Genomic DNA, 4,596 nt, shown 5'->3' with positions numbered 1-4,596 from the left:
TTTCAGTATAGTTGAGCTTATTATTGACTAGAGTCATGCTCTTTAGGCTCTTGCAGGGAGCGGTAGGGTCGCTACCGAACGGCAGAGAAACGATTCGTTTGCTGGATCCCAGGCTCCCCCCTGGGGAAGTGGCTCGAACTCTAGAATGGCTGTAGCCTCGAACTGACGAGGAAGCTGAAGGTGGCTGTCCATTTTTCTCCGACTCAACCCAACTGAAATCACAGCATTTGAATTAGCAAATGATGCTTGAAAACTCCATCGTGCTCATCACCGGAGCCAGTAGCGGCATTGGGGCCGCTTGTGCCACCCTTTTTGCCCGTTCTGGAGCCCGCCTGATTCTGGTGGCTCGTCGTCAGGATCGGCTGCAGGAACTGGCTGGGGAGTTGCAGCAGGCTTATGGCACTTCTTCCTACCTGCTGGCTTTGGATGTGCGGGATGGGGCAGCCGTGCAGCAGGCGCTTCAATCTTTGCCCTCGCCGTGGGCCAACATCGACATCTTGGTCAACAATGCAGGTTTAAGTCGTGGCTTGGACAAGCTCCACATGGGGGCCTTGCAAGACTGGGAAGAGATGATCGATACCAACCTCAAGGGTCTGCTCTATGTTACCCGCGCCGTTTTGCCCGGCATGGTGGAGCGAGGTCGAGGCCATGTGGTGAACATCGGCTCCATTGCCGGTCGGCAGACCTACCCAGGTGGCGCTGTGTATTGCGCTTCTAAGGCCGCCGTGCGGGCCATCTCTGAGGGGCTGAAGCTGGATTTACTGGGCACCCCCATTCGCGTCACCGAGATTCAGCCGGGCCTGGTGGAAACCGAGTTCAGCCAAGTGCGCTTCCGTGGGGATCGCGCCCGTGCGGCAGCAGTGTATCAGGGCCTCACCCCCTTGACGGCGATGGATGTGGCTGAAGTGGTGGTGTTTGCGGCAACCCGTCCCCCCCACGTGAACATCAGCGAGATCTTGCTTGTGCCCACCGACCAAGCCAGTACCACCCTCGTACATCGTCGATAAGAGGCCGGCAACCGGGCTTTCGCCTCCACTCTTGCTTCCCTGAGCGACAATGGCAGCAAAGGTGGTGGGAACATGGGACTGGAAGCCGGGATCCTGATCGGGTTGGGAATCGGTTTGCTTTGCACGTTGCTCCTGCTGTGGCAGACTCGGCGCCGTTTCAGACGCGAATTGCAGCGGTTGGGATCCCTGGTGCATCTGGCCATGCCCCTCCACTCCCTGGAACAGATGCTCAGCTTGCTCAGCCGTCATCTTCGCCAACAAGATCTGGATTGGGCCAACCAAAAACAGCAACTGCAAAACTGGCAATACCTGAGTCAGCGGCTCCCTTGGGGATATCTGCGGGTAGACGAAAACAACGTGGTGCTGGAGTGCAATCCTGCCGCCCAGCGTCTGCTGCGCATCAGCCAATGGCAGCCGGGCATCAAGCTCTTGCTGGAATGGGTGCGCTCCTATGAGTTGGATCAGCTCATCGAGGCTACCCGCCGACAGGAGACCGCTGCTCCTGTCCAAAGTCGCGAATGGATTTTCTACCCTTCCGGTGGGGATGGCAAACCGATTCCGCTGCGGGCTTGGGGGTTGCTCCTGCCGCAAGCGCACGTGGCCATTTTTTTAGAAGACCGGCTGGAAGCAAAAATGCTGGCCCAACAGCGGGATCGCTGGGCTTCGGATGTGGCTCACGAGCTGAAAACCCCCCTCACCTCCATTCGCTTGCTGGCCGAAACTTTACAAAGCCGGGTCGATGCCGCTCAGGCAGTCTGGGTAGAACGATTGCTAAATGAAACTCTGCGCCTGAGCCGTTTGGTTCAAGACTTGCTCGAACTCAGCGCCCTCAATCTGGGAGCCGCATCCCGCTCCCAATGGCGTTGGGTGGATCTGGCAAGTCTGGTGCAGGAAGCCTGGCAAAGTTTGGAGCCGTTGGCCAAACCCCGCCACCAGGAACTGCACCTGAGCGGATTGTCCCAGATTTACCTCTGGGGAGATGAGCAACGTCTATACCGCCTCATCCTCAATCTCTTGGACAACGCCGTCAAGTATGGCAAGCCCGACTCTCCTATCCATGTGGTGCTTTCGGAGCAGGGATCCCAGGTGCAGTTAGAGGTGTATGATCACGGCCCCGGCCTGCCAGAGGATCAATTTGAGTTGGTCTTCCAGCCCTTTTACCGCACCGACACTGCGCGGGCCCGCAGCAAAGGCGGAACCGGCCTAGGGCTGGCAATTGTGCGACAAATTGTCGAAGTTCACGGGGGCACCATCCAACTGCGCAATCACCCGCAAACCGGTGGGCTGTGGGTTCAGGTGGAACTGCCCCGGAAGCACCTGGATCCCTTGTGAAACCCGCCCGAAGACGCTCGCGTCAGTGGCCCGCAGCCAGAATCTGGACGAGAATCGCCTAAGATTTCCTTTCTTCAGGGCTGTCCATCTCAGGGGTGATCCCCTAGAATTGGGGTAGGTAATCCTTACAGTTCATCTTAAGCAGGCATTCGGAATGGGTACTGACTATCATTCCGCAGACTTGTTGTCCGAACGGGAGCTGCAGGTCATTGAGTTGATTGCAGCAGGACTGACCAATCAGGACATCGCGGAACGCCTAGAGATCAGCAAGCGCACCGTTGACAATCACATCAGCAATATTTTGAGCAAGACCCGAACGGCAAATCGGGTGGCCTTAGTACGCTGGGCCTTGCAATGGGGAAAGATTTGCCTAGATCAGGTCAATTGCTGCACTTTGGTCGATGACAAAATTGCTTAGTCCCATCCCATTTTGCCGGTCAAGTGTCCAGCAAAGAGTGTTGAGCGGGGGGGTTTTGGTGACTGTATTGCCCAGAAGTTATAGTCATTTCAATGAGGAATGAAACTGTTCCATTGCAGTGCTTCCTAGCTCTTCTCTCTCTTAGGGAGAGGGATTGGGGGGCTCGCGGAAGTGATGCGGAGCATTTGGGCGACACCGCGGAGTAGTTAGGAAGCGTCTTAATCTAACTTGAAGTGACTATACTTGAGTTGTTTTGAGCTACGTTGATTGGGTTGTCATACGTGAGCGTCCCCAAGCTGAAACGCTACGCTGTTCGCTACGATTCTATGCCCCTGATGGTTTATCGGGAATTGGCTGCCCATTTGGCTTGTGTTTCAGGGGTGAAAACGGAGCTGGAGTGGAAAAAAAACTCCACCTTTCGCTACCAAGACAGCCAAATAGAGGCATTGCATATTCATCAAGAACCCGATGCCGACATAGAACAAATTAAGCGTATTCTTGACCACTATGGAGCGTGGCAGTATAGCCCCTTAGAAGACTAGCTCTCTCTGCAACCCAAAAGGGATCCCTAGGGATAGGGATCCCCGGATGATTCCTCTGCAAGGTCTGGGAAAAACCAGTTCAGCGAGCAGCTTGGCCTTGGGCAGGCAGGTGCAGCTTACGAGCCAGGCCCAATCTCGCCAACAGCCAAATGGCCCAGTAGGTCATGTCGATCTCCCACCAACGCAAACCGGCCTTAACGCACTTCGGGTCGGCATGATGGTTGTTGTGCCACCCTTCACCATAGGTCAGAATCGCCGCCCACCAAAGGTTACGGGCATTGTCGTTGCTCTCGAAAGTCCGGTAACCCCAGAAGTGGCTGGCCGAGTTGATTAACCAGGTGCAATGCAGCAGCAGCACTGTCCGCACAAAGATACCGTACACGACGAATGACCAGCCCCCCAGCAGGTAGAGTATCGCGGCCAATGGCAGCTGCAGAAGCAGGGCGTACCTATCCAGCCAGCGGTAGAAGGGATCCCGAGCCAAGTCGGGCGCAAAGGCAGAATACTTCTCAGGGTTGAAAAATTCTTCGCGGTGGTAGATCAGCCAGAGTATGTGGCTCCACCAAAAGCCCTTACGAGCAGAATAGGGATCCTTCTCCTCGTCTTCGGTGAAGGCGTGGTGCTGACGATGGCCGCCCACCCAAAAGATCGGCCCCCCTTGAACGGCCAGGGCACCGAGAGTCGTGAAGACATATTCCAGCCACTTGGGCACCTGGAAACTACGATGGCTGAGCAGGCGGTGGTACCCCAAGCAGATGCCTAAGCTGCCGAAACACCAGTGGAGAAATAGGGCTACTCCCAGAGCGGGCCAGGAGAAGAAGAAAATGCCTCCCACCAAAGCCACCACGTGAAAAATGGCAAAGAAGAGCACATGTTCCCAAGCAAACCGAAAGGACTCTTGGGGCTCGGGCCGATTGAGCGGAGCGGGATGATTCAGCGATTGGCGAGAAAAAGAAGTGGTCATGAACCCACAAAACCTCAGAAGAAGAAGTAGACTAGACTGACTAGGAAAGAGCCAAAACACAAAGCCCAGGTTAAGGCCGCCGGATAACAGCGGCCCAACGTGAAAACGGAGTCAAACCCCTGAAGACACCGCCATAGCCAGCGGTGACTTGCTATGTGCTCCGCTGTGATGAACTTGGCTACACAGGAAGAAGAGGAGCAGAGGCAACGCTGCCGACATCCTCTCGCTTGACATTAAGCCTAGCGGTATTCCACCGTAAATGCAAGCGTCACTTGCAGCCCGCCGCAATTCTTCAGCTAGAAATCGCAGGAGCCCCGCACTGTACCCGTAGGG

General features: G+C 55.8%; 5 protein-coding genes. 4 read left to right on the top strand and 1 reads right to left on the bottom strand.

All coding sequences use genetic code 11. From position 1 onward, the window contains the following. The first annotated feature begins 239 nt into the window (after positions 1-239). The 4 genes from NW843_RS13585 (at position 240) to NW843_RS13570 (ending at position 3,299) form a co-directional block, all read left to right on the top strand. Entirely contained in the window at positions 240-1,007 is a 768-nt protein-coding gene (locus tag NW843_RS13585; protein WP_414523217.1) for an SDR family oxidoreductase, read from the top strand. Positions 1,008-1,079: 72 nt separating this feature from the next. Next, positions 1,080-2,339, top strand: coding sequence for a sensor histidine kinase (locus NW843_RS13580; RefSeq protein WP_414523216.1), 1,260 nt, complete (start codon positions 1,080-1,082; stop codon positions 2,337-2,339). A 154-nt stretch (positions 2,340-2,493) separates the two neighbouring features. Then, positions 2,494-2,757 (top strand): helix-turn-helix domain-containing protein, encoded by a 264-nt coding sequence (locus NW843_RS13575; protein WP_011432496.1) that lies wholly within the window; start codon positions 2,494-2,496, stop codon positions 2,755-2,757. A 281-nt stretch (positions 2,758-3,038) separates the two neighbouring features. Next, positions 3,039-3,299: a hypothetical protein gene (locus tag NW843_RS13570; RefSeq protein ID WP_414343320.1), complete on the top strand. Its 261-nt coding sequence runs from the start codon at positions 3,039-3,041 to the stop codon at positions 3,297-3,299. 79 nt (positions 3,300-3,378) lie between these two features. Here NW843_RS13570 and NW843_RS13565 read toward each other — a convergent pair whose 3' ends face one another. Next, a complete protein-coding gene (locus NW843_RS13565) occupies positions 3,379-4,263 on the bottom strand; it encodes an acyl-CoA desaturase (RefSeq protein ID WP_414523215.1) in 885 nt (294 codons plus the stop codon). Positions 4,264-4,596: the final 333 nt, after the last annotated feature.

Source organism: Synechococcus sp. R5-12 (assembly GCF_047502655.1).
GTDB lineage: Bacteria > Cyanobacteriota > Cyanobacteriia > Thermostichales > Thermostichaceae > Thermostichus.
The sequence above is the reverse complement of the archived record's forward strand: the minus strand, read 5'-3'. Positions and strand labels throughout refer to the sequence as shown.